This is a genomic window from Streptomyces sp. NPDC051963 (assembly GCF_044593495.1).
Classification (GTDB): domain Bacteria; phylum Actinomycetota; class Actinomycetes; order Streptomycetales; family Streptomycetaceae; genus Streptomyces.
Map to the genome: position 1 here is coordinate 311,511 of NZ_JBIUCC010000008.1, position 20,058 is coordinate 331,568.

A 20,058-nucleotide genomic window follows, 5' to 3' on the forward strand; every position below is an offset into this window, starting at 1 on the left:
TCGGCCGCGGCGGCTCCCCTCCGTGCCGCCGCGGCCGATCCCCGTGTGGAGTGAGGTCTGCTCAGGCCTTTTCGCCCGTGGCGTGGTTGTCCAGCGGGGTCACCGTGCCGCCCGTCGCGTGGTTGTCGAGCGTGGTGATCTCTTCGTCGGTCGCGTGGTTGTCCTGCGTGGTGACGTCCGTGACGTCCGTGGCGTGGTTGTCGAGCGGCTTCACCACGGTGTCCTTCTTGGCATCGCTCATGGACTGGCAACTCCCGTTCATTGATGGGCGATGCCCGTCCGGCAGCTCCCCCGCGGGTTGCCGGACGGGCATATCAGGGTCGTACACCCTAGCGGTGGTGATCACCGCTGACCCGTCTGCCCCCCGACGCGACGGATCGACAAGAGACACAGTGCCGTGGCGGGATAAACGAACGATGAACGCATCGCCGCGGCTCAGGCGGCCGCCGCCGGTGTGAGCAGCAGCCGCACCTCGTCGGCCTCCGGGGACTGAAGCGAGTCGAAGATGGAGAGGGCCTCCTGCCAGCAGGCGCGTGCCCGGCCGGTCTGGTTCAGGTCGCTGAGCGCCCGGCCGAGAACGGTGAGGATGTTGCCTCGCCGCCATTCACCGCCGATGCCCCGCAGGACGGCCTGTGCCTGTTCCGCCAGGGCCGCGGCCTCGGCGGGCTTGCGTGCCGCGAGTTGGGCTTCGGCGATCCGGAAGAGCGTCATCCCTTCCCAGAGCCGCTGTCTGCTGTCGCGGAACACCTCCAGGGCCTCGGTGAGCCGGTCGACGGCCGCAGTCAGCCCGCCCTGGCCGGTGAGCGCCATCCCCAGCGCGTAGCGGCCGTTGGCACCCCGCAGCGTGTGGCCCAGGCGGTCGTAGATGGTGATGCCCTGCTGCGCGAGTTCCACCGCGCTGCCGACCCGGCCCAGGGCCAGGTGGATACGCGAGAGATTGCACAGTGCGCTGGCTTCTCCGGCGAGGTTCTCGTCCTGACGGAAGCTGTCGATGGCCTGCCGCAGATACGCCTCACCGTCCGCGTAGCGGTTCTGGTAGAGCGCGATGATGCCGCGGTCGTTGGCGGCCCAGCACTTGGGTGCCAGGTCGTCCACGATGTGGGCCAGCTCCATGGCACGTCGTGCTTCCTCGTCCGCCTCGCTGAAGCGTCCGGCCACGAGATGGACGTTGGTGAGGGTCGTGAGCGCCCGGCTCAGGGCCTGGGGGTCCTCGGCCCGATCGGCCGCACCCTTCAGCGTGCAGGCGACATCCTCGTACTGCTTGGAGTTGGCGCCCGACTCGGCGAGATCCTTCGCCGCCCACAACAGGTCGACCGCCCGCCGCAGCACCGCGACACCGGTGCACTGCCGGGTGAACGCGAGCAGGGCATGGGCCTCGGAGTACAACCAGTCCTGCGCCTCATGCCGGTCGTCGAAGCCCAGTCCCGGGTGGTTGGTGACCTCCAGGTGATCCACCAGCCGGTCCCCGGGCCGCTCGATCGCATAGACCCCGGCCGCCGTGGCCAAGTAGAAGTCCAGCAGCCGGGACAGGGCCGCTCCCTGCTCACTCGACGGCCGTTCGTCCCGCTCGGCGCACGCACGCGCGTAGAGCCGCACCAGATCGTGGTACCGGTACCGTCCGGGAGCCGCGGATTCCAGCAACGACGTGTCGACGAGGGACTCCAGCAGGTCCTCCGCCTCCTCCACCGGCAGGTCGAGCACCGCCGCGGCCGCCGCGAGGGAGATGTCCGGTCCGTCCGGCAGGCCGAGCAGGCGGAACGCGCGGGCCTGGGCGGGCTCCAGCGCTCCGTATCCGAGCTCGAAGGTCGCCTTCACGGCCAGGTCGCCGGCCTGGAGTTCGTCCAGGCGGCGGCGTTCGTCCGCCAGCTTGGCCGCGAGGACCGAGACGGTCCAGGTGCGGCGGGCCGCCAGGCGGGACGCCGCGATGCGGATCGCCAGCGGCAGGAAGCCGCAGGCCGCGACGACGTCCAGCGCGGCCTCCCGCTCGGACGCGACCCGCTCCTCGCCCACGATCTTCGTGAAGAGGGACAGCGCCTCCTCGGGGGACATCACGTCCAGGTCGACCAGGTGGGCCCCGGCCAGATCCACCATCCGCACCCGCGATGTCACCAGCGCCGCGCAGCCCTCCGTGCCCGGCAGCAGCGGACGTACCTGGGCGGCGTCGTGGGCGTTGTCCAGCAGCACCAGCACCCGGCGGCCGTCCAGCACGGACCGGTACAGCGCCGAGCGTTCCTCCAGGGAGTCCGGGATCGCCGAATCCGCCGTGCCCAACGCCCGTAGGAACGAGCCCAGTACCGTCTCCGGCTCCGCCGCCCGTGCGCCCGCGCCCTGGAGGTCCACGTACAACTGGCCGTCCGGGAAGGACGCCCGCGCCTGGTGGGCCACGTGTACGGCGAGGGTCGTCTTGCCGACGCCGCCGATCCCGGCCAGCGCCGAGACCGCCATCACCCGGCCCTCCGCCGAGGCCAGGACCTCGCTCAGCTCGGAAACGAAGGAGACGCGGCCGGTGAAGTCCGGGACCGTCGCCGGGAGTTGCGCCGGGCGGACGGGGACGACGGGCGGTTCCGCCGCCGGTGCCGAGGGTTCCGCCAGGCCGGGGTCCGCCTGCAGGATGCGCTGCTGGAGTTCCCGCAGGCCCGGGCGCGGGTCCACGCCCAGCTCCTCCGCCAGCAGTCGCCGGGTGTCTGCGTACACCGCCAGCGCCTCCGCCTGGCGCCCGGACCGGTACAGCGCCAGCATCAGCAGCTCACGCAGCCGTTCCCGCAGCGGATGCTCCGCCGTCAGTGCCGTCAGCTCGGACACGGCCTCCGCGTGGCAGCCCTGTTCCAGGTCCATGTCCAGGCGGGATTCGAGCAGTTGGAGCCGCCACTCCTCCAGCCGTACCCGCTGCGCCTCCGCGTACGGGCCGGGTACGCCGGCCAGCACCTCCCCGTCCCACAGCGCGAGCGCCCGGCCCAGCACGTCCCGTGCATGGCACAGGTCCCCGGCGCTGCGGGCCTTCTCCGCCTCGGTCGCCAGGTCCTGGGCCACCGCCAGGTCCAGGGAGCCCTCCGGCAGGCCGCGGATCGCGTAGCCGCCGGACTCGCTCACCAGGACCTCGGGATTGAGCACCTTGCGCAGCCGGGAGGCGTACGTCCGCAGCGCCGCCAGCGCCTGCGACGGGGACTCCTCGCCCCAGACGGCGTCGATCAGTTCCGCGGCGGTCGCCGTACGGCCGTCGCGGAGCAGCAGGGCGGCCAGCAGGGCGCGTTGCTGCGGGGAGCCGGTGGTCAGCGGCTCACCGCCCCGCCACGCGCGTACCGGTCCGAGCACGCTGAAGCGCAGCGCGACCTGCTCCTGGGAGGAGCCTGGACTCCGCTGTTGAGGCACCCGCGGTACTCCGTCCATGCAGTCCCCCTAGCCATCCCGACCAACCAAGCGACCCCGAGCAAGTGCGGGCACGCCCCGGGGCCGCTAGGCCAGTTTGCCTTGTGCATGCCGGGTGCGTCAGCCGTCGGAGACCGCAGTCACAGGTGGGCGCGCGGGATACCACAAAGCCCACACACGCTCTCCGCACACTTCCGCACAGACCCGACCACCGCCAACCCGTGACCGCACAGCTGACGGACCGTCAGATCGGCGCTACCGTGAGCGCCATGGAGACCACACCGGCATTCCCGAAGATCATCTCCGTCGACGACCACACCGTGGAGCCCGCGGACGTGTGGCAGAACCGGCTTCCGAAGAAGTACCTGGACATCGGACCCCGCATAGTCAGGGCCCCGTTGAAGGAAATGTCCTTCCTCGGCGGCCGCTTCAAGCCCGTCATGGGCACCCCCGGCGGCGACGACGGCCCCATCGGCGACTGGTGGATCTACGAAGATCTGCACCGGCCCCTCACCCGCCTCGACACCGCCGTCGGCTACAGCAGGGACGAGATCAAACTCGAAGTCATCACGTACGAGCAGATGCGCGTCGGTTCGTACGACGTCCCCGCCCGTCTCGCCGACATGGACGTCAACCACGTCCAGTCCGCCCTCTGCTTCCCCACCTTCCCCCGCTTCTGCGGCCAGACCTTCACCGAAGCCCAGGACCATGAGCTGGGGCTCCTGTGCATCCAGGCCTACAACGACTGGATGGTGGAGGAGTGGTGCGGTCCGGAGGCGCACGGGCGGCTCATACCGCTCACCCTCATCCCCCTCTGGGACGCCGAGCTGGCGGCGGCGGAGGTCCGCCGCAACGCCGCCCGCGGCGTCCGTGCCGTCGCCTTCTCCGAGATACCCCCGCACCTGGGCCTGCCCTCCGTCCACACCGACGCATGGGACCCCTTCCTCGCGGCCTGCGCGGAGACCGGCACCGTCGTCGCCATGCACATCGGCTCCAGCAGCCGGATGCCCTCCACCTCCGCCGACGCCCCGCCCGCCGTCGGCTCCACCATCACCTTCGCCAACTGCTGCTTCTCGATGGTCGACTGGCTGATGAGCGGCAAGTTCGAGCGCTTCCCCGGGCTCAAGGTCATGTACGCCGAGGGGCAGATCGGGTGGATCCCGTACATCCTGGAACGCGCCGACATCGTCTGGGAGGAGAACCGCGGGTGGGGCGGAGTCGCGGACAAGGTCCACCGGCCGCCGTCCGAGCTCTTCGCCGAGCACGTCTACGGCTGCTTCTTCGACGACGCCTTCGGGCTGCGCAACCTCGACTCCATCGGGGTCGGCAACGTGCTCTACGAGACCGACTACCCCCACTCCGACTCCACCTGGCCCGAGTCCCGCAAGGTCGGCGAGACACAGATGGGGCACCTGGAGGCGGACGTCGTGGAGCGGATCGTACGGCGTAACGCGATCGAGCTGCTGGGGCTCACGGACGACGGACTGTGGGCGGGCCCCTGAACCGGCTCACCCCTGGTCGGCGGGCGCGCGGGTCCGCGACGACGGCGACATCGCGGGCGTACGCAGGACGGAGAGGTGGTTGCCCTGGGTGGCCAGCATCTGGCGGACCACGGGCTCCGGCATACGGATCACCACCGGGCGGGCCAGGGTCGTCTCCCGTACCGCGGTGCTCGTGCGGCCGCCTCGGACCCGGTTGGTCACCTGAGCCACCACCCTGACGTCCAGCGTGAACTGGACCAGGACCGACTTCATCTTCGGCTTGGCCACCGGCATCGAGCCGGAGGAGTTCGCCGTGGCGTCGGTCGCGCCGCCGGAGCCGCCCGCGTTGCCCATCAGCTGGTTGAGGCGGAACTGGTCAGCGTTGAGCACCCCCGCGCCGAACAGCCCGCGGGCCGACCTGCTGTGGTCGGTGGAGCTCTGGCCGTCCGACTGGGTGGGGCGGGGGGCGTCGAGATCGCTCTGGCCGATCGTCTCGAAGGTCATCTTGTCGCCGACGCCCAGCGCGATGCCGTTGCGCAGCCGCGCGTGCAGGGAGGCGTTCAGGTTCTGGCCCTCCGCGCCGGAGGCGTGCACCGGCGGCAGGTCGACTCCGGCGGAGGCGAGCAGCGGCAGCGCGGAGATCATCCACTCGGTGGAGACCGCTTCGTTGAGGGCGTACGCGGCGGCCTGTCCCTTGTCGCGGAACCGGTCACCGCCGCCCGCCTGCCGGACCGCGGCGGTCAGCAACTGCCGGACCTGAGTGATCCCTTGGAAGCCGTTGACCTGTGCCTCCATAGGCAGCCGGGCACCGCCCGCGCGCCAGGACGCGAGGCCGACCGTGCCGTCGTCGCGCCGCGAACCCCGGGCGACGAGCGCGACATCCTCCCTCGGCAGCTCCACCTTGGAGAGCGCGGCCAGGTCCGCGTTCAGGACGCGATGGGTCAACGCCAGATTGTCCAGCACGGCAAGGCCCACCCGGGAGTTGCCCCGGTACAGCTCCAGGCTCGCCCGGACCGGCACCCGCATCTTCGCCGACGGCACCGTGCTCGCGTCCGCGACCGTCTTCATGCCGAGCTGGCCCCGCTTCACACCGCCGCTGCGCCGTGAGTGACCGGACGCGAGACCGAGGCCCCCCGCGCCGCCCACGCTCTTCAACTGCCCCGCCCCGCCGTCCGGTCTGGCCGAGCCCGCGACGATGCCCTCGGCGCCGGTCACCACGCCCTCGTCGTGGGAGGCGGCCTCCTGGGTGACGGCCGAGGTGATGTACTCCATGTCCCGCTTGTCGTTCGCGTCGGCCATGAACGTGCCGTCACCCACCCGGTCCACCTTGAACACCGCCCAGTACGGCGTTTTGCGCCCGTCGAAGAGCTCGACGGTGACTCCGCCGTCCATGGCGCCGGACAGCAGTCCCGCGGAGCCGTCGCGGTCCAGGACGCGCAGCAGCCGCTGCACGTTGTCGTTGCGGTCGTCGAGCTGCCGGCGGGGCAGCAGGTCGTCGGCGAGGTCCTGCCGCCGGCCGGCGATCAGCCGGGAACGCAGCTGTCCCAGCAGCGGGGCGAAGTCCGGGAGGTCCTCGATCATGCCGAACCCGAGCGGCAGTTCGCGGCGGAACGTCGGGCCGGTGCCGGCGGGCGGCGTGGACGAGGAGGAACCTGCTGCCGTGTCCGCCGCGGCCCGCCCGGCGGCCATCCGGGAACTCTCCGCCGGGCTCTCGTCCTGCACGGCCGAGGACGCCGTGGCCTGCTTCGGGGCGTCCAGCCCCAACTCCTGCCGTATCCCGGCCGGCAGCTGCGCCTCCGTCAGCCACACCCCAGCCGCGGCCGGCAGCGTCTGGGCGCCCTTCGACACATAGGGGCCGCCGCCGGTGACCTTGACCTCCGCGATCATGTCCACCAGCACATCGCACTGGACCAGATAGAGCGGGGCCTTCTTCGGGGTGTGGGCGTTGCGCTCGACCGTGCCGGACAGAGCGTACGACTGGGCGTCGCCCTCGCTCGACGTACGGAACGCCGTCAGGCCCTGGCCGGCCCGCCACATGGTGCCCTGCTCCGTGCCGGTGGCGCCGAACTGCCAGGTGCTGGTGGTGCCCTCGCCCTTCTGTCCGGCGGACTGGTGGCCGCCGAGCACGAAGGTCTCGGTGCCCGGGCCCGCGCCCTTGTGCACGAACCTCGGGTTGGCCAGGGAGAGCCGGGTGCCGACCGCGCCCTTGAGGGCCGCGAGGCGGCGCGGGTAGCGGAGGTTCTTCACGACCCAGCCGGAGGACGCGGCCTGCCGCAGCGCCCCCTGCACCGACCGCTCGCCGAACCGCTCCTCGATCGCCTGCCGCGGCGCCAGCCCTTCCGTCGCCAGCGCCGGGTCCTCGCGCAGGCCCCTGTTGCGGGCGGCGGCCCTGGACAGCAGCGCGAAGGCGAGCTCCCGGACGGGCCCCGCATCGAGGGACTCCACCAGCTGCCAGTCCCGCAGCACCGACCCGGTGGCCGGCTGCGGTACGAGCGTGGCCAGGTCGCCGATGCCCTCGGCGTTGAAATCGGTGGCGGGCGCAGCCGCTCCACGGGCCGCGTTCACCGCGTCGAGCCGGTCCCTGCCCTCCTGGTCCAGCGTGAACTCGGTCGGCGTGAGCAGCCGTACGTCCTGGCTCGCGAGGTCCATGGACGCCAGCCGCTCGGGCTCCGGCACATCCCGGCCCGGGGCGCCGACGGTGACACCGCGGGCCAGCTTGCGGGGGCGGGAGGTCATGGTGGCCTGCACGTTGAGCCGCAGGGCCGCCCGGAAGGCGCTGGCCGTGTCGGAGCCGTTGGCCACGACGTCCGTACGGCCGGTCGTGCCGGCCTGGTTGCGATGGGCGCCGGTGCTGTGCCGCTCGTAGCGGGCCGAGCCGGTCAGCACGCCGGGGACGATCCGGGCCTGGCCGAGCACCAGACCGCCGATCGACCGCGAACTGCTGCGCCCGCTCTGCGCGTTGCCGGTGACACCGGAGTGGCCGCGCACCGACCAGTCCTTGATGTCGCCCTCGTAGGCGGTGTCGCTCAGCCGGCCCGTGACGAGGATCTGCACGTCGTGGGCGTGCATGGTCGTCTTGCGGCGCAGCCGCACCCGGATGCCGGTGGACAGCAACTGGTCCTTGTTCACCCGCAGGTTGGTCTCCGACAGGGCCGTCATCAGCTCGCGGTGGTTCTGCCGCTGCGCCTCGTCCTCCTCGTTGCCGATACGGCCGGCGGGCCGGGCGGTGCCGAAGGCGGGGAGGTAGCCGGCCAGCCGGGGGTCCATGTCGAACATCTGGCGCACCGCCTGCACCATGGGGCCGGTGTCCAGTTGGCTCAGCGCGACGCCGGCGCCCTTCCCGTCGTAGGGGAGATGGCGCTCGACGTCCTGCTCCTCGCCGTCCTCGTCGATCTGCTTCGGCTTCCGGACGAAGTCCTCGGCCGTCATCCCGGGCGGCAACGGCAGCCCGAAGGACTGCGCCTCGTCGGCCCGCAGGCTGATCCACACGTTCATGGTGTGCCGGGCGACCCGGGTCTGGGGGTGCAGGACCGCCTGGGCGGAGCGGGGGCCCGTGCCCTCCGCGGTGAACGTCACCGTGCCGACGTAGAGGGCCTTCTCGCCCCGGATCTCCGCGCCCTGCCGGCTGGAGACGCTCTGTTCGGTCGTGGTGAAGCGTGCCTTGCGGGCGGCGGCGACCGGCATGGCCGTGCCCCGTACGACGGCCGCGTTGGCCACCGCGCCGACGCCGATCGCCGGGCCCACGCCGCCCGCCACGGACCGCCCCTTGCCCGCGCTCTCCGTGACCGAGGTCTGGCTCTGCTGGTGGGTGCGCAGCTGGGTCCTGCCGGTGCCCCAGGCCGGGGAGAGGCCGGTGATCGCGGCCCGCAGACGGTAACTGCCCGCGGTCCTGTCGTCCCTGGAGTGCAGATCCTCGCCGACCACGCCGTCGCGCAGCAGCCGGGGCATGTCCTCCAGGACGGTCGCCGTGGACGTCGCCTCGTACAGCCGGCTCCGGCCCGGTGCGCCGGGTGCGGTGAGCGAGGGGTGCAGGACGGAGGCGACGGCGTCGAAGAGACCGCCGCCGCCCTGGTGCGGGGCGGCGTCGTCGGCCACGCCGACCGGCGCCAGGGAGTCGGCGAGCGAGACGAGCCGGGCGGTGTCCGCGCCTACGGGCTGTGACGGGGCGGGCGCCGCCATGCCGGTCCGCACCAGATGCTCGGTCGGCACACGCTGGGTGAGCGCGCCGGAGTCCGCGTAGGTCTGCGCGTCATCGGTGCCGTGCCGCTGGACCCGTACCTCGAAACGCACCTTGCGCCGCACCTCGACCGTGCCCTTGTCGCTGCGCAGCACGCGCGGTTCGGCCACGTTCTTCTGGTGGCGGGACTCCCGGGAGGACTGCCAGGGCTGCGCGTTGGCCATGCCGGCCCCGCCCAGCCACAGGCCCGGGACGACGGGCGCGAGCCCGAAGGCGAGGCCTCCGGCGCCATGGCTGGAGTTCCCGCCGCCCGTGGAGCTGACGGCGGCGGCCGTGTTGTGGTGGACGTCGAGCTTGGTGTCCTTGCCCACGGGGTCCTCAAGCCGGGCCTTCGCCGCGCCGTCGGTCTCCGAGGAGGCGTCGGCCAGGTCGTTCTGCTGGAAGACGGGCGGCTTGTCGTCGGCGGCCCGGGAGATGGTGACCGTGACGTCGTACCACTCCCTGCCCGTCCGGCCCTCGACGGCGAAGGCGCGGCCCCGCCCGAAGAAGCTCTCCGGCCGTCCGGCCAGTTCCGCCGCGATGTCGGCGACCGTGCCGTCGGCGTGCCCGACGACCGCGGACACCGCGTGCCGCACGAACTCGTGCCCGGTCAGCCCGTATGTCGAGGAGAGGCCGCCCGCCTGGAGGTTCATCAGGTACGGCGGCAGCTCGAACTCGATCTCGGGGCGCTCGTCGATGTCCGGCAGGTCGGGGCGGACACTCACGGTCCGCGCGCGTTGCACCGCACGCGAGGTGGCCGCGTTGCCCGCGGACCGCTGGAGTGCGAGCAGGGCGGGGGGAGCGGTGCCTGGGCCGTGTGGTCTGGCGTTGGGGCGCACCTGGGACTCCTGCTGGGAGTCGCCGGTCCTGCCGTTCCCTGCCTGCTGCTGATGCCGCACGGCCTCAACGTAGCCATCGGCGGAGCGATTGGAGATCGCTCCGCCGACTCCTGACCCATTCGCCGCTGACGCGGCATCAGTGCGTCAACTCCGGTACACCGAAAGGCCATTTGACTTCACGGCCTCTTTGTCGGAGGCCGTGCGGGCCGTCCTTGTCAGCCGAGGAACACCGACGAGATCGTGTTGTCGAAACCGATGGCCGCCAGGTCGGCGATGTTGCCCTCGACGACCTTGGACTCGCCCTTGCAGTCCTTCTCCGACCAGATCTTCAGCGTGCCGGACGCCTGGAGGGAGGAGGCGGAGTCGTCGCGGGCGACGTTCTGGCAGCCGGAGCCGGCCACGCCCTCGGAGGGGTCGCCGAAGTTCGGCTCGTCGGAGAGGGTGACGCTGGTGGCGGGGGAACCGCCGCCCGCTTCGGCACCGGCACCGGCCTCCTCCTCGGCGGCGGCCCCCGCCTTCTGCCCGTCCGGCGTCACGCCGAACCAAGTCCCGCCCACACCCTGTCCGTTGGTGTCGCCGGGCTTGAGGTCCTTGCTGAAGCGGTAGACCGGCCAGCCGCCGACGGTCACCTGGAGGTTGCCGTCGTCGCGCTTGACGACGCCGACGGCGGACTTGTCCACGCCGTCGATGAAGATCTTGCCGCCGGGGGCGACGACGACGGGCGGCCAGGTGGTGGCGCAGTCGCCGTTGCAGTTCGACTTGGACGGGTCGGCGGTGTCGTTGTCGAAGCGGTAGAGGGTGAAGCCGGCGCCGTTGACGACGACCGGGTTCAGGTCGCCCGCCCGGGCCGCGCTCAGCTGCACCCACTTCTTGGCGGCCGGCGCCGCCGCGGGCTTACCGGGGCTGTTGGCCCAGTCGCCGGTCTTCGGGGCGGCGTCGTTCTGCTTCGCCGTGCCGCTGTTGAAGTTCAGGCTCTGGAGCGCGGAGCCCGCGGACGCGGCGGCGTCGCTCGCGCCGGTGCCGTTGCAGGCGGTCAGCAGCAGGGACGCGGCGGCTGCGGCGGCGGCGATCGCGGCGATGCGGTTGCGGATCATTTCGGTCTCCCCGTTGTCTCGGTCGTCAGGCGGCGACCCGGACTTCCCGAGCCGCCACCAGCCAGTACGAGCCCTGGTCGGACCGCCCTCACCCGGTGACGTGCCTGAGACATGAACGCGACGACCTCAGGTCAATCGGTCGGAGAAGCGGACATTCGTCACCGGACGATCACCGTCCCCCACCCTTGTCTGACGGAGCGTCAGGCAAGACGATGGCTCCGACGGTTCCGATATGACGGGACGTCAGATATTTAGGAGGGCATGTGTCCACCCAAGTCCCGCCGGACGGACGGATGGCCATCGGGATGCAGCTCCCGGTCCAGTCCCAGAGCACCATCTACGCCGAGGGCTGGGAGGCGGCCGCCGGGGCCGGCGACCTCGTCGAGATCGCCCGTGCCGCCGACCGCGCCGGCTTCGCCTACATCGCGAGCTGCGACCACGTGGCCATCCCGCGCCGTCTCGCGCCCGCGATGAGCACGGTCTGGTACGACCCCGTCGCCACCCTCTCCTTCCTCGCGGGCGTCACCGAACACGTCCGGCTGCTCAGCCACGTGGCCGTCGTCGGACTGCGGCACCCGCTCATCACCGCCAAGCAGTACGCGACCCTCGACCACCTCTCCGGCGGCCGGCTGATCCTCGGGGTCGGCGCGGGGCACGTGGAGGAGGAGTTCGAGGCGGTGGGCGCGGACTTCCGGCACCGGGGCGCCGTACTCGACGAGTCGATCGACGCCCTGAGGTCCGCTCTCGGCCCGGACGAATTCCCCGTCCACCACGGCAAGTTGTACGACTTCGAAGGACTCGGACAGCTTCCCCGTCCGGTACAGGACCGGGTCCCCCTCTGGGTCGGCGGCTCCTCGCCCGCCGCCGTGCGCCGGGCCGCGCTGAAGGGGGACGGCTGGCTGCCGCAGGGTGACTCACGGGAGCGGCTGCCCGCGCAGATCGCCCGGATCAGGGAGATGCGCGAAAAGGCCGCCGTCGAGGGGCCGTTCGTCTTCGGCGCCATCACCGAGCCGCTGTACGTCGGTGAGCCCACCTGGGACGTCGGGCGCCGGACGATCAGCGGCCCGCCCGATGCCCTCGCCGAGTCCCTGCGGGCGTACCGCGCGATGGGCGTGGACCAGATCCAGGTGCGGTTCCGAAGTCGGGGCCGGAGCGAACTCACCGACCAGATCGCGGCGTTCGGCGCCGAGGTGGGGCCGTCGCTGACCTGAACCCCAGAACTTGAACCTTGGAACTTGAACTTTTGAACTTCTCCGCTCCGGGTCGCGTATGTACGGACGTACGGACGTCATGGCTCCGGCGGAAGGACCCCTGAAGTGCGTTCCCTCCAACGACTCCTGGTCGCCCTGTCCTCTTCGGACGACACCTGGCCGCGGGAGGACTGGCCGGCCCCGGACGATCCGTACGTGAGCGGGGTGCTGCGCGTCTCCCCGCCCTACCGCGGGCTGCGGGAGACGGCGCCGGACGTCGTCGTGCTGCGCTGCGACGATCCGGCGGCGTCCCTTCCGGGGCTGCTGAAGGCCCTCGGCGACCGGAACGTTCCGATGATCGTCGTCAGCCCGCGCACGGACACCGAAACGGTGGTCGAGGTGTTCCGGGTCGGGGCGGGCTATCTCGTCGAGGGCGACTACTGCGGCGGAGACGGTGACCGCATGCTGTCCTCGGCGGCCATGGCGGTCTCCGTCGGCCACACCTACCTCTCACCGTCCGCGTCCGTCGCCCTGCGGGAAGGAGCCCGGCGGATGGCGGCGACCGACGACGCGATGGAGCGGCTGCGGGCCCTGCTCTCGCCGCGCGAGCAACAGATCATGGAGCTGCTGTCGACGGGTCTGGGCGCGGCGCAGATCGGGCAGCGGCTCCGGCTGAGCGAGAAGACCGTCCGCAACAACCTCAGCAACATCTACGCCAAGCTGGACGCCCGGGGCGGCACGGACGCGGTCCTGCGGTGGCTGGGAGCCACGCCCGTGCTTCGCACCTGAGAACGGTCAGGGTGCCGGAATCTCCGACGCCGGGATTTCCACGTCGGTGACGTTGCCACCGCCCTCGCCGAATCCGGGTTCCGCCCTGAGGCTGTTACCCGAGTTCAGGATTCCGTTGGCCTCGGGAGTGCCGCATTTCACATTCCGCAGCCACAACCGTCCGTCGGGCGTTCCGTTCAGCAGGATCTGCGGATAGAAGACGTGCACGGTCGCGGCGCCCTCGCCAGGGGAGAAGAACACCGTCTGGCCGTCCTGCGGCTCCTTGTACGTGGCCTTGAGGAATCCGCTCACGTCGGTGCGCTTGTGGGACCACATGAAGAACGCGATGCTGTCCGCCTGCACGGTGTCCGTCCGGGTGAATTCCAGGCCGGTCGCCGTGGTGTCACGCGTGATGGTGTACGACGTGGTGCTGAACTTCGCGCCGATCTCGAAGAACGAGTTTCCCAGTTTCGATTCCGCCGAGGCGCTGAATCCGTCCTCCAGCTCAATGACCCTGGTGACGCTCGCGCTCACGCTGAAGGACTTCGACGCGGTGCCCGTCGAACCGCAGTTGTCGGTCACCGCGGAGACGCGCTCGTTGGGTCCGAGACTGTCCGCCTTGGCCTGGACGTCGACGAACTCGCAGTTCTCCAGTTTGTCGGAGTCCGCGGCGCAGTCGGCGGTCACCTCCGAGGGGGTCGCGGCGCCCGCCTGGTTCATCAGCGGGACGATCACCGCGAGCGCCGCCACGGGGGCCAGGGCCAGGGTGATGCGCTTCTTCTTGCTCCGGTGGCTTCTCGTGCGGCCGGTCCGGGTCATGGCTGTCTCCTGTGGGGTGTACGGATGTTGAGCTGTGGATTCGTCCGGTTTCCGTTCGGTTCCTGAGGACCGGCGCGGGGCTCAGCAGTCCTCCAGGACCGCCTTGGAGGTGCCGTCGGCGATCCCGGGAGCGCCCGCGGCGCCCGGCAGGATGACGGGTCCCTCGACGACGTCCGGAGCCGCGAAGTTCTCCTCGGGGCTGGCCGGCAGGACGGTGGTCTGCTCGCGGGCGTCGATCCGCACCCGCCATTCTCCGGTCATGCGCTGCAACTTCGGCGTGAACTCCATGTGGAGCACCTTGCCGACCGGTACCTCCCGCTGTTCCGTGTCGCTCGCCGTCGCCGAATCCAGGGTCATGTCCAGGGTGCCCTTGTGCTTGACCCAGGACCCGCTCAGGAATCCGAAGAGGCCACCGCCGCCGCCCTGTTGGGTGGAGGTGTACTTTCCCTCTCCCTGCCCGACCGTCGCCGACCAGGTGATGGAGACCGTCGCCGGATCGGTGGCGTTCGGCTCGCAGTTCGGGAAATCGATGGACGACTTCTGGGTGGGGCCGTCGAAGGTCTCGAAGTTCGTCTCGACGTATTCGCAGTTGTCGGCCTGGAATCCGTCCGCGAAGGCGCCGCCGAAATCCTCCACGGATCGTTGTTCGCCGTTGATCACGGCGGACCTTTCGCACATGGTCATGATCTCGTCCGGCGTCTTCTCGTCGGCCGCGTTGGCCGAGGGAAGGAGACTGACGATGGCGCCGCCGGTCGCGAGTGCCGCACCGATCGCCACGTACCTGACTTTCCTGTTGCGCATTCTCCGCTTTGCCATACCTGGAATTGTTGGAGTCAAGCGAAGGTATGGCCAGAGTCAAATGTCCCTACTCCGCGGTCACTTGATGTGCGCTTGTGCAAGCCTCCCCTCCATATCTGACGCTGCGTCAGGTCCGGCGGTACGATGACCCGCATCCACCGATCGCGAGGAGGCCCGCATGGGCAAGCTGGACGGACGCGTCGTTCTCGTCACCGGGGCCGCCCGCGGCCAGGGGGAGCAGGAGGCCCGTCTCTTCAGAGCGGAGGGCGCCGCGGTCGTCGTCGCCGACGTCCTCGACGACCGGGGCGAGTCCCTCGCCGAGGAGATCGGAGCGGCGTACGTCCATCTCGACGTGGGCGAGGAAGCCGACTGGCACTCCGCGGTCGCCGCGGCGAAGAGCGCGTACGGCCATGTCGACGGCCTGGTCAACAACGCCGGCATCCTGCGCTTCAACTCCCTGGTGGACACGCCTCTCGATGAGTTCATGCAGGTCGTCCGGGTGAACCAGGTCGGCTGCTTCCTCGGCATCAAGACCGTCGGGCCCGCCATCGCGTCGGCCGGCGGGGGCACGATCGTCAACACGGCCTCGTACACCGGGGTGACCGGGATGGCCGCGGTGGGGACGTACGCGGCGACCAAGCACGCCATCCTCGGCCTCACCCGCGTCGCCGCCCTGGAGCTGGCCCCGCAGGGCATACGCGTCAACGCCATGTGCCCCGGCGCCATCGACACCGCCATGTCCAACCCGGCCCAGCTCGACCCGGCGGCCGATGCCGAGCGGATGAGCCAGGCCCTCGACGAGCTCTACCGCAAGCTCGTGCCGCTGGGCCGGATCGGGCGGCCGGAGGAGGTGGCGCGGCTCGCGCTGTTCCTGACGGGCGAGGACTCCTCGTACATCACCGGGCAGCCGTTCGTCATCGACGGGGGGTGGCTGGCGGGCGTGAGCGTCATCTGACGTGCAGTCAGCTATTGACGGTGTACGAGAGCGGTGCCACAGTCGGCGGCAAGTGAATCTGACGGAACGTCAGAAACGAACTGGGGACGGTGAACCTCCTTGGAATTCGGGCTCTTTGTACAGGGATATGTGGGCAAGCGCGCCGAGACGGACCCGCTGGCCGAGCACAAGGCGCTGATGGAGGAGACCGAGTACGTCATCCAGGCCGACAAGTCCGGCTTCAAGTACGCCTGGGCCTCCGAGCACCACTTCCTGGAGGAGTACTCCCACCTCTCCGCCAACGACGTGTTCCTCGGGTACCTGGCGCACGCGACGGACCGGATCCATCTGGGGTCGGGGATCTTCAACCCGCTCGCCCAGGTCAACCACCCCGTGAAGGTCGCCGAGAAGGTCGCCATGCTCGACCATCTCACCGGCAACCGCTTCGAGTTCGGGAGCGGGCGAGGGGCCGGTTCGCACGAGATCCTCGGCTTCCTTCCCGGCATCACCGACATGAACTACACCAAGGAGATCTGGGAAGAGACCATCGCCGAGTTCCCCAAGATGTGGCTCCAGGACGAGTACGTCGGCTTCCAGGGCAAGCACTGGCAGCTGCCGCCGCGGAAGGTCCTGCCGAAGCCGTACGGGAAGTCGCACCCCGCGATGTGGTACGCCGCCGGGTCGCCCCCGTCGTACGCCATGGCGGCGCGCAAGGGGCTCGGCGTGCTCGGGTTCAGCATCCAGAAGGTCTCCGACATGGAGTGGGTGCTGGAGCAGTACAAGACGGCGATCGTGAACGCGGAACCCGTCGGGGAGTTCGTGAACGACAACGTGATGGTGACGACGACGGCGATCTGTGCGCCTACGCACGCCGAGGCGATCGAGATCGCCCTGCACGGTGGGCTGCACTATCTGCCGTCTCTGGTGTTCCGGTACCACGACACGTTTCCTCGGCCCGAGGGGTTTCCGGTGTGGCCGGAGACGCTGCCCGAGTACACCGCGGAGTTCGTCGAGGTCCTCATCGAGGAGGAGCTGCTCATCTGCGGCGATCCGGACGAGGTGCTCACGCAGTGCAAGCGGTGGGAGCAGGCGGGGGCGGATCAGTTGTCGTTCGGGTTGCCGGTCGGGATGCCGAAGGAGAAGACGCTTCAGACGATTCGGCTGATCGGGGAGCACGTGATTCCGAAGATCGATACGGATCCTGTTCATCGGACGTCCCGGTTTCGGCAGAGCGCCTGATCGCCGTGGGGTTGCGGGTCGTCCGGCGACTGCGGGCTCGTCGTGGCCTGTCGCGCAGTTCCCCGCGCCCCTAGGTAGGCACGCATACCGCAGCTCAGGAGGTGAGCCCTGTGCTCGATCACGTCATCACGGGCGCGACCGTCGTCGATGGGACCGGCGCGCCCGCCTTCACCGCCGACGTGGGGATACGCGACGGCCGTGTCGCCGTCATCGGCGTCATCACCGAGGAGTCCCGGACGTCCGAGGACGCCACTGGTCTCGTCCTCGCCCCAGGCTTCGTCGACCCCCACACCCACTACGACGCCCAGCTGTTCTGGGACCCGTATGCCACCCCGTCCCTGAACCACGGGGTGACCACGGTCGTTGCCGGGAACTGTGGGTTCACGCTCGCTCCGCTCAACCCCGAGCGGCCGGACGACGCCGACTACACGCGGCGCATGATGTCCAAGGTCGAGGGGATGTCGCTGGTGGCGCTGGAGGAGGGGGCGCCGTGGAGTTGGAGTGGATTCGGGGAGTATCTGGATGCCCTGGAAGGGCGTATCGCTGTCAACGCGGGCTTCATGGTGGGGCATTGTGCGCTGCGGCGGTATGTGATGGGGGCGGATGCCGTGGGCGGGCAGCCTACGGAGGAGCAACTCGCTGCCATGCTCCGGCTTTTCCATGCGGCGATGGATGCCGGGGCCTGGGGTTTCTCGACGACTCAGTCGTCCACGCACTCCGACGGGGACGGGCAGCCCGTCGCCTCCCGCCATGCGCGACCGGCCGAGCTGCTGGCGCTGTCCCAGGCGGTCGGTGAGCACGAGGGCACGCAGATCGAGGCGATCGTCGCGGGGTGTCTCGATCAGTTCAGCGACGCGGAGATCGATCTGTTCGTGGAGATGAGCGCGGCGGCGGGACGGCCGTTGAACTGGAACGTCCTGACCATCGACTCCGCGGTCCCGGAGCGGGTGCCGAGGCAGCTCATGGCGAGTGAGCGGGCGCGGAAGGCGGGCGGGCGGGTGGTGGCCCTCACCATGCCGATCCTCACGCCGATGAACATGTCGCTGGGTACTTTCTGCGCGCTGAACCTCATCCCCGGGTGGGGGCCGGTTCTCGGGCTGCCGGTGGCGGAGCGGATCGCGCGGCTCCGGGATCCCGACGTCCGGGCGGAGTTGCTCCAGCGGGCGACCAGCAAGGAGGCGGGCGTCTTCCGGCGGCTGACGAACTTCGGGCGGTACGTCATCGGCGACACGTACAGCGAGGCGAACCGCGGTCTGAGCGGGCGGGTCGTGGAGGACATCGCGGCGGAACGCGGCCAGGAACCCTTCCAGTGCCTGGTGGAGATCTGCGCGGCCGACGACCTGCGTACGGTCCTGTGGCCGATGCCGACCGACAACGACCCGGCGTCCTGGGCGATGCGCGCGGAGGCCTGGCAGCACGAGGACGTGATGCTCGGCGGGTCGGACGCGGGGGCGCATCTGGACCGCATGTGCGGAGCGCCGTACACGACCCGTTTCCTCGGGGACTGTCTGCGCGGCCGGAAGCTGGCCGGGCTGGAGCAGGCGGTGAAGATGCTGACCGACGACCCGGCGCGGCTGTTCGGGCTGCGGGAGCGGGGCCGGGTGGCGGAGGGCTTCCATGCGGACCTGGTCCTCTTCGACCCGGAACGGATCGACGCCGGCAAGGCCACCCTGGTGCACGACCTGCCGGGTGACAGTCCGCGGCTGGACTCCAAGGCGCTCGGCATCCGGGCCGTCTGGGTCAACGGCGTCGAGGCGATCCGCGACGACGTGGTGACGGGGGCGGTGCCGGGCAAGGTGCTGCGGTCCGGACAGGACACGAGGACTGTGAGCACCAAGTGACCGACGGGCAGAGGCTGTTCATCGGCGGCCGGTGGGTCGAGCCGGACGGCGGTCACTACGAGGTGATCGACCCGGCCACGGAGGAGACCGTCGGACGGGCCCCGGAGGCCTCGCGGGATCAGGTGCACGCGGCGGCCGCCGCGGCCCGCGAGGCCTTCGGTCCGTGGTCGCGTACGACGCCGGAGGAGCGGGCGGCGGTGCTCGGCCGGGCCGCGGACATCATCCGCGGCCACCTGGAGCCGTACGCCCGGCTCGCCCAGGCGGAGACCGGCGCGACGACCGGGACGGCGTACGGCATGCAGGTCGGCGTGGGCGCGGCCCGTTTCCGGCGGTACGCGAAGGTCGAGCCGGCCGAGTGGGCGATCCCGCCGCAGGTCATCGAGGCGGGCCCGATGGGGCGGGCGGGTGTGATGGGAGCCCTTGCCGTACGCCAGCCCGTCGGTGTCGTCACCTGCATCACCTCGTACAACAACCCCTGGGCCAACCCGGCCGGAAAGATCGCCCCCGCGCTGGCCATGGGCAACACGGTCGTCGTGAAACCGGCCCCGCAGGACCCGCTGTCGGTGTTCCGGATGGCGGAGGCGCTGGAGACGGCGGGAGTTCCGGCGGGCGTGCTGAACGTGGTCTGCGGCCGGTCGGCGGACGTCGGCGAGGCCGCGGTCTCGTCCCCCGACGTCGACATGGTCAGCTTCACCGGCTCCACCGCCGTGGGCCAGCGCATCGCCGAGGTGTGCGGGCGGGACATGAAACGCCAGTTGATGGAGCTGGGCGGGAAGGGCGCGGCGGTCGTCTTCGACGACGCGGACCTCGGCTCGGCGGTGGCGGGGATCGGCACCACCTTCTCCTTCTACAGCGGCCAGATCTGCACGGCACCGACACGGGTGCTGGCGCAGCGCGGGGTGTACGACCGGCTGGTCGAGCAACTGGCGGTGTATGCGGGCCGGTTGAAGGTGGGGGACCCGAGGGAGCCGGGGACCGTGGTCGGTCCGGTGATCTCGGCGGAACACCGGGAGCGGGTGGAGTCCTACGTCGAGCTGGGCCGGAAGGAGGGCGCGACGGTACTGACCGGCGGCGAACGCCCGCCCCAGGACCGGGGCTTCTACGTCTCCCCGACCCTCCTGGCCGACTGCACCTCCCCGATGCGCGTGACCCGGGAGGAGATCTTCGGCCCGGTGGTCTGCGTCATCCCCTTCGAGGAGGAGGAAGAGGGCATAGCCCTGGCCAACGACAGCGACTACGGCCTCATCGACTACGTGTGGTCCGGGGACGTGGCCCGGGCCTTCCGGGTGGCCCGGCAGCTGAGGGCAGGCGGGGTGGGCGTGAACACCGTCGGACGGAACATGGAGGCGCCGTTCGGGGGGTTCAAGAAGAGCGGTGTCGGCCGCGACGTCGGCTCGTACGCCCTGCATGCGTACAGCGAGGTGCAGGCGATCGTGTGGCCGGGGTGAGCGCGCTCGCTCGGCGGGCGGGGCT

13 protein-coding genes are annotated in these 20,058 nt (G+C 70.7%); 7 read left to right on the forward strand and 6 right to left on the reverse strand.

Annotated elements, in window-relative coordinates; genetic code table 11:
* Window positions 1–61: 61 nt before the first annotated feature.
* Both ACIHFB_RS32885 and ACIHFB_RS32890 read right to left on the reverse strand, forming a co-directional pair.
* On the reverse strand, window positions 62–241 hold the full coding sequence (locus ACIHFB_RS32885; protein WP_365275981.1) for a hypothetical protein: 180 nt from the start codon (window positions 239–241) through the stop codon (window positions 62–64).
* A 194-nt stretch (window positions 242–435) separates the two neighbouring features.
* On the reverse strand, window positions 436–3,387 hold the full coding sequence (locus tag ACIHFB_RS32890) for a BTAD domain-containing putative transcriptional regulator (protein ID WP_400128854.1): 2,952 nt from the start codon (window positions 3,385–3,387) through the stop codon (window positions 436–438).
* 248 nt (window positions 3,388–3,635) lie between these two features.
* On the opposite strand from ACIHFB_RS32890, the gene ACIHFB_RS32895 reads away from it, so the two are divergent.
* Window positions 3,636–4,868 (forward strand): amidohydrolase family protein, encoded by a 1,233-nt coding sequence (locus ACIHFB_RS32895; RefSeq protein ID WP_400128855.1) that lies wholly within the window; start codon window positions 3,636–3,638, stop codon window positions 4,866–4,868.
* Window positions 4,869–4,874: 6 nt separating this feature from the next.
* Here ACIHFB_RS32895 and ACIHFB_RS32900 read toward each other — a convergent pair whose 3' ends face one another.
* Both ACIHFB_RS32900 and ACIHFB_RS32905 read right to left on the reverse strand, forming a co-directional pair.
* A complete protein-coding gene (locus ACIHFB_RS32900; protein WP_400128856.1) occupies window positions 4,875–9,962 on the reverse strand; it encodes a hypothetical protein in 5,088 nt (1,695 codons plus the stop codon).
* A gap of 155 nt (window positions 9,963–10,117) precedes the next feature.
* Complete coding sequence (locus tag ACIHFB_RS32905) at window positions 10,118–10,996, reverse strand: hypothetical protein (protein ID WP_400128857.1); 879 nt, start codon at window positions 10,994–10,996, stop codon at window positions 10,118–10,120.
* A gap of 293 nt (window positions 10,997–11,289) precedes the next feature.
* On the opposite strand from ACIHFB_RS32905, the gene ACIHFB_RS32910 reads away from it, so the two are divergent.
* Complete coding sequence (locus tag ACIHFB_RS32910) at window positions 11,290–12,207, forward strand: LLM class F420-dependent oxidoreductase (RefSeq protein WP_400128966.1); 918 nt, start codon at window positions 11,290–11,292, stop codon at window positions 12,205–12,207.
* 105 nt (window positions 12,208–12,312) lie between these two features.
* Window positions 12,313–12,975: a response regulator transcription factor gene (locus ACIHFB_RS32915; RefSeq protein WP_400128858.1), complete on the forward strand. Its 663-nt coding sequence runs from the start codon at window positions 12,313–12,315 to the stop codon at window positions 12,973–12,975.
* Between the two features lie 6 nt (window positions 12,976–12,981).
* Here ACIHFB_RS32915 and ACIHFB_RS32920 read toward each other — a convergent pair whose 3' ends face one another.
* Window positions 12,982–13,773: a hypothetical protein gene (locus tag ACIHFB_RS32920; protein ID WP_400128859.1), complete on the reverse strand. Its 792-nt coding sequence runs from the start codon at window positions 13,771–13,773 to the stop codon at window positions 12,982–12,984.
* 81 nt (window positions 13,774–13,854) lie between these two features.
* Window positions 13,855–14,589 carry a hypothetical protein gene (locus tag ACIHFB_RS32925; RefSeq protein WP_365275998.1) on the reverse strand — a complete coding sequence of 245 codons (735 nt, stop codon included), beginning with the start codon at window positions 14,587–14,589 and terminating at the stop codon, window positions 13,855–13,857.
* Between the two features lie 160 nt (window positions 14,590–14,749).
* Here ACIHFB_RS32925 and ACIHFB_RS32930 point away from each other — a divergent pair, with 160 nt between their 5' ends.
* The 4 genes from ACIHFB_RS32930 to ACIHFB_RS32945 all read left to right on the forward strand — a co-directional run bounded on the left by ACIHFB_RS32930 (window position 14,750) and on the right by ACIHFB_RS32945 (window position 20,033).
* Entirely contained in the window at window positions 14,750–15,526 is a 777-nt protein-coding gene (locus ACIHFB_RS32930; protein ID WP_365276001.1) for a glucose 1-dehydrogenase, read from the forward strand.
* Between the two features lie 99 nt (window positions 15,527–15,625).
* The gene (locus ACIHFB_RS32935) at window positions 15,626–16,744 is read left to right on the forward strand and encodes an LLM class flavin-dependent oxidoreductase (protein WP_400128860.1); all 1,119 of its coding nucleotides are present in this window, start codon (window positions 15,626–15,628) and stop codon (window positions 16,742–16,744) included.
* Between the two features lie 110 nt (window positions 16,745–16,854).
* On the forward strand, window positions 16,855–18,585 hold the full coding sequence (locus ACIHFB_RS32940; protein WP_400128861.1) for an amidohydrolase family protein: 1,731 nt from the start codon (window positions 16,855–16,857) through the stop codon (window positions 18,583–18,585).
* Window positions 18,582–20,033 (forward strand): aldehyde dehydrogenase family protein, encoded by a 1,452-nt coding sequence (locus ACIHFB_RS32945; protein ID WP_400128862.1) that lies wholly within the window; start codon window positions 18,582–18,584, stop codon window positions 20,031–20,033. Before ACIHFB_RS32940 ends, ACIHFB_RS32945 begins: the two co-directional genes overlap by 4 nt.
* Window positions 20,034–20,058: the final 25 nt, after the last annotated feature.

Coding starts and splice junctions, on each gene's coding strand:
- ACIHFB_RS32910 (WP_400128966.1), top strand. CDS start 11,290: ATGGCCATCGGGATGCAGCTCCCGGTCCAGTCCCAGAGCACCATCTAC.
- ACIHFB_RS32905 (WP_400128857.1), bottom strand. CDS start 10,996: ATGATCCGCAACCGCATCGCCGCGATCGCCGCCGCCGCAGCCGCCGCG.
- ACIHFB_RS32925 (WP_365275998.1), bottom strand. CDS start 14,589: ATGGCAAAGCGGAGAATGCGCAACAGGAAAGTCAGGTACGTGGCGATC.
- ACIHFB_RS32930 (WP_365276001.1), top strand. CDS start 14,750: ATGGGCAAGCTGGACGGACGCGTCGTTCTCGTCACCGGGGCCGCCCGC.
- ACIHFB_RS32885 (WP_365275981.1), bottom strand. CDS start 241: ATGAGCGATGCCAAGAAGGACACCGTGGTGAAGCCGCTCGACAACCAC.
- ACIHFB_RS32920 (WP_400128859.1), bottom strand. CDS start 13,773: ATGACCCGGACCGGCCGCACGAGAAGCCACCGGAGCAAGAAGAAGCGC.
- ACIHFB_RS32895 (WP_400128855.1), top strand. CDS start 3,636: ATGGAGACCACACCGGCATTCCCGAAGATCATCTCCGTCGACGACCAC.
- ACIHFB_RS32890 (WP_400128854.1), bottom strand. CDS start 3,387: ATGGACGGAGTACCGCGGGTGCCTCAACAGCGGAGTCCAGGCTCCTCC.